The following is a 4919-nucleotide window of genomic DNA, read 5'->3' as shown; positions in this document are numbered from 1 at the left end:
CTGTCCCGAGTATCTTACCAGTAATGCCAGGAGCATGCGGTCCCTCAATTCTCCTCATTTGAATTCCTTCCCATTCATAATAGTCATTAATTGCTATTATTTTCTTGAATCCAGCTTTTTGAACAAAGCTTTGGTCCCTAGGGCTACAAAATACAAGAGTTTCCTTATTCAAGATGGATATAGATTTCGTATCCCAATGATCAAAATGACGATGTGTTAGAAGGATAGCATCTACATCTTCGAAAATGTGAAGTGAAACAGTCAATGAAGTCAATGGATTTCTGTGATAATTTCTAGTGAAAGGGACAGGTGAAAATTTACCGGCTTCACTCAACATCGGATCAATCAGTAATCGTTTTCCATTTATTGAGATAATTGATGTAGCATGTCGAATATGCTGTACTGAAATGGGCATAAAAGCATCTCTCTAAACAATTTAGTGACTACAAAAATAAATTCGTATGTATCTTCCAAAAAAACATATTTGTTTTCTTTTCAAAAATATATGAACCTAGCGTTAAAACACAAGTGAAAAATTGCAAGCCATCCAAAACAGTTTTGGGGTTCAGTTCAACTTTGTTCAAAATGAGATTAATTTTTAGCAGTAAAATCAATTAACGTATAGCTTTATTGATCAATTTTTTTTATTAAACTAACAAAAATACTTGCAACACCTTTTATAGTACTGTACAGTACTAATTATGACAAGGGTGAAATTAATGAATCAAAAACGTGTGATTGAAGTAGCTGCAACATTATTTTTAGAAAAAGGGTTTGCTTATACAAGCATGGATGAATTAGTTCGTGTAAGCAAAGTTTCAAAGTCTAATGTGTATTATCACTTCTCTAATAAGGAAGAATTGTTGGAAGGGGTCGTTGATTATTGGATTGAAATGTATCAATCTGCAATTGATGGCTTACTATCTCAAAACCAATTATTAGTTGAAGATCGTATCCAACTGTTTTTAAAGCAATTATCACAAGGAGTTCAGACGAGAGAATATAAGGGGAGCTGTCCATTTATTACGCTTTATATTCAAAGCCCTACAAATGCCACAAAAGTAAAAGAAAAAATAGGTCTTTTTTTTGCAGGATTACAAACGAAAGTTTCTCTATTACTTAAACAAGGGGTAGAGAATGGTGAATTTAGAAAGACAATTAATATTGACGAGGTTGCATCTCTTTTTATTACAAATCTTGAAGGAGCGCTATTTATTTCAGAAACACTGAAGGATGCAACTGTAATCATGAAAACAGCAGATCATTTTTTTAACTTGCTTCGATAAAAGAAGCATTTTTTTTACATCAAATTAGTACTGAATAGTACTAAAAGGAGGATTTATATGAGAACAGTATTTTTAACTGGTGGAACAGGTTTTATTGGAAAGCAATTAGTGAAGGAATTAGCCAAAGAGCATGTTACAATTCTTCTATTAGTGAGATCGAAAAGTAAAGCAACACGCATTTATCAAGAAAGAGGCATCTTAAAAGAGGCAGTTATGCACTTTATTGAAGGTGATTTGACGAAAATAGACTTAGGTTTAAGTGCTGAAGATAAGGAGTGGGTATTGAAAACAGATGTGATTATTCACGCAGGAGGCCCCATGGATATTCAAGCGACAAGCAAAGAGGCAGCTTCCGTATTTTTGAATGGTGCCCAACATATTAGTGAATTCGCTAAAAATATTCATCAATTGAAGGGATTGCAACAATTTATTCATGTTGTAGGCTATATGAGTCCCTTTGATGATAAAAATAGCAAGATTGCGATAGATGTGTTTAAAGAAGGAAACAATTTTTTGAAAATAAAAAATCCATATGAGAGAACAAAGTTTTTAGCAGATCTTTATATCCGTCAGCAGGCATCAACAGTAGGTTATCCGCTTTCAGTAATTAATCCACCAACTGTAGTTGGTAGTAGTAAAACAGGGAGTACGGAGCAAACAGGAGGCTTAGGCTTGCTTGTGATGAGTATGCGAAAAGGGCTCATGCCAGTGATTCCTGGAGGTAAGGAATATAGATTACCACTTATTGCAAATGATGAACTAGCAAAGTTCATTGTGCAGGTTTTCAGATTGGAGCAACCAACTATACAAACATATACACTTGTTGAAGATAAACAACATGATCAGAATATTTCAGAATTATTAGATGCTATGTCAGAAAGTATGAATATGACTGCACCTAAAATTTCTGCCCCATTGCCATTTATGAAAGCACTTATGAATAGTGGGGGAAGCAAAATAACCCAAATTCCTGCTGATGGGCTGAACTTTATTACAAATCGAACATTTTCAAATGGTTCAGCGAAAAAGATAATGGGAGAAGATTGGTTTAAGGAGACAAATGTAATGAAATTTTTTCCAGCTGTAATAGCTGATCTGGATTATCGCATGATGTATCAAAATGGCCGGCACAGTCATTTATTTAAACGAACATTATGTAATAATACTACCATTTACCAATCACAAGGAGAGGGTAAACCGTTTATTTTATTACATGGTTTATTAAGTGATGGAGAGGATTTATTTCCTTTAGGGAAAGAGCTTCATGAAAAAACGGGTCGACCTGTATGGATCATGGACCTTCCAGGTTTGGGACGTTCTCCTTTTAAACGAGAGAAAAATCTTTTTAATATCTATTTGAATGTAGTGAAAAAGTTATTGGAGAAAGCTACTAATGGTGCCCATCTAATTGGCCATTCATTTGGTGCGTATATTCTTTTGGAAGCATTAGTACAAAAGTACATAGATAAGAAGTATACAATTACTTTACTTCAGCCACCTGTTGCTAAAAAAAATGCAAAATCGATAAATGTTCCTCAATTTATGAACAAATGGACATTGAAATTGGCAACTACTAATTTGATAGAGCGTTATTTATTAAGTAATGGTTTATTTGAAAGTACTGAGAGCATCCCTAAACATTATATTGAAAAAATAAGTAACAGTTTTACTTCTCCTAGAATTTTAAATACTACGGTTCAGCTTAACAGTTTACTATTGAAAAACGATCAAGGTGATTTCAATGAAGTAACAAAGTATAATCTTCGCATTATTTGGGGGGATTATGACAGAGGCTATTCTGCTCCTTCGCATCTTGGTAAGGTTGATTTTGTTCCATATGGTCATCATTTTCCTCTTAACCATCCGAGTGAAACGGCTAATTTGGTAATAAAAAATAGTAGTACTAGCAGATGAGAGTGTGGGATAAATAAAAAGCGTGTAGTAAGATCGTTGTGTCTTTGAAATAAAGTCGTACTGTTTGAAAAAATAGATTGTCTACATGAACGCTGGATATATTTACTTAAGAATCTAACAGCTAATCAATTACAGCGTACATATCAGTATCCTGAGGTAGTAAAATGCGAATTGAACAAAGTATTGCTCCTTACGCATGGCATGTAATTACCTTGTGAAGAAATATACTTACGGTCAGTCAACGCGATCAGCTGCCTTTATTCAGCTAACGGGCAGCTCTCAAGGTAGCTTATAAAATTGTATTTTGTTACGATAGGTGTAACCAAATTTTGGCTGATTTAATGAGGGGGCTATTCTATGTACATAGCTATAATTGATGATCAGACATACCTATCTATTCTCCAGCAGACACATTCTCAAGAGTTATTTGATTTAATTGATGGTAGTCGTGATTCTTTAAAAAGTTGGCTTGAGTTTCCTGATAAAACAATTACAGTTGATGATACAAAGGCCTTTATTCATCGATCTTTAAGTAGATTTGCAAATAATAATGGATACTGGGCGGGTATCTGGCATAAAGGAGAAATCGTAGGATCAATAGGATATTTATGGATTGATCCGGATTCTAAAAGAACTGAAATAGGTTATTGGTTAGGGTCCAAATTTGAAGGTAAAGGTATTATGACTAAGGCCTGTAATACCTTCATAACACATGCTTTTAATGATTTACATTTAACTAAGGTTGAGATTGGAGCAGCAACTAATAACATCAAAAGTAGGGCGATACCAGAACGTCTAGGATTTACTCAGGAAGGGGTAATTCGAAACTACGAGTTGCTGCACAATCAATACCTTGACCGAGTTATATACGGTCTTATTAAAGAGGAATGGCTAGTGCGAAATTCGCTAACCTAACGGGACACTTTAGCTCAAACACGATGGGGCAGCCGGTCAGTAACGCGATCGGCTGCCTTTCTTCAACGAAAGGGCAGGATAGTTGAATGATTTCGCGAATAACTTAAGTCATGACGAATTTACGAAGTTCGCAAAAAGACGTTAGCCGAAAGAAGTTCTTAGTTTAGGAGGAGTCTATATGATATTAGAAAAAGTTATAAATAGAATTGTAATACAAAGTGAATATAAGGATTTTGTTGGTAAGTATATAGATAATATACTTACCGAATTTAAAGGTAAGATTCATAGCATTTATATGTGTGGCTCGATTCCAAAAGGAACTGCTAAACCTTTTAAGTCAGATGCAGACTTTACTATTGTATGTGTAAATCCCAAAGATATTGATTACGAAAGATTGTCAAATATTAAAGACAGGCTTTTGGAAGAATATCCAGTAGTAACTAAGATTGATACGATAATTTGCTCGATTGACGATGTATTAAGTAAACCAAATGAGTGGGGTTTTTGGGTAAAGATAATTTGTGTTTGCATATATGGTCATGACGTTGGTGAAAAAGTACCACCGATAATTATTTCTCCAGAGTTCATTTTAAACTTAAATACAGAGACCAAGGAGGAAGTAGATCGTATACATAGTTTACTTTCTAATGCTAGTGATAACACAATGAAAACTAGATATATTAAAGGTTACTCTAAGAGATTAATTCGTGCATTATACTCTTTGGTTTTAGAAGATACAGGTGTATGGCAAGATGACATTATTAAGATGAAGAATGCCATATTAAACTATTGTGAGATTGACTC

5 protein-coding genes are annotated in these 4919 nt (G+C 34.3%); 4 read left to right on the top strand and 1 reads right to left on the bottom strand.

Annotated features, from left to right (window positions below; all coding sequences use genetic code 11):
• A partial coding sequence (locus MKY52_RS30320) for an MBL fold metallo-hydrolase (protein ID WP_341055732.1) occupies positions 1-415 on the bottom strand: 415 nt, incomplete at its 3' end.
• Between the two features lie 304 nt (positions 416-719).
• Here MKY52_RS30320 and MKY52_RS30315 point away from each other — a divergent pair.
• The 4 genes from MKY52_RS30315 to MKY52_RS30300 all read left to right on the top strand — a co-directional run.
• Positions 720-1286, top strand: coding sequence for a TetR/AcrR family transcriptional regulator (locus MKY52_RS30315; RefSeq protein ID WP_036130195.1), 567 nt, complete (start codon positions 720-722; stop codon positions 1284-1286).
• A 57-nt stretch (positions 1287-1343) separates the two neighbouring features.
• Positions 1344-3200: an alpha/beta fold hydrolase gene (locus tag MKY52_RS30310; protein ID WP_341055730.1), complete on the top strand. Its 1857-nt coding sequence runs from the start codon at positions 1344-1346 to the stop codon at positions 3198-3200.
• Between the two features lie 357 nt (positions 3201-3557).
• A complete protein-coding gene (locus MKY52_RS30305) occupies positions 3558-4115 on the top strand; it encodes a GNAT family N-acetyltransferase (protein ID WP_341055728.1) in 558 nt (185 codons plus the stop codon).
• Positions 4116-4293: 178 nt separating this feature from the next.
• The coding region (locus tag MKY52_RS30300) for a nucleotidyltransferase domain-containing protein (RefSeq protein WP_341055727.1) at positions 4294-4919 on the top strand (626 nt) is incomplete at its 3' end.

It is taken from the genome of Paenibacillus sp. FSL P4-0184, from assembly GCF_038004625.1.
Lineage (GTDB): Bacteria > Bacillota > Bacilli > Paenibacillales > Paenibacillaceae > Paenibacillus_AQ.
The sequence above is the reverse complement of the archived record's forward strand: the minus strand, read 5'-3'. Positions and strand labels throughout refer to the sequence as shown.

What these genes read in the sequence shown, in the direction of transcription:
- MKY52_RS30310 (WP_341055730.1), top strand. Translation starts at nt 1,344, where the DNA reads ATGAGAACAGTATTTTTAACTGGTGGAACAGGTTTTATTGGAAAGCAA.
- MKY52_RS30305 (WP_341055728.1), top strand. Translation starts at nt 3,558, where the DNA reads ATGTACATAGCTATAATTGATGATCAGACATACCTATCTATTCTCCAG.
- MKY52_RS30315 (WP_036130195.1), top strand. Translation starts at nt 720, where the DNA reads ATGAATCAAAAACGTGTGATTGAAGTAGCTGCAACATTATTTTTAGAA.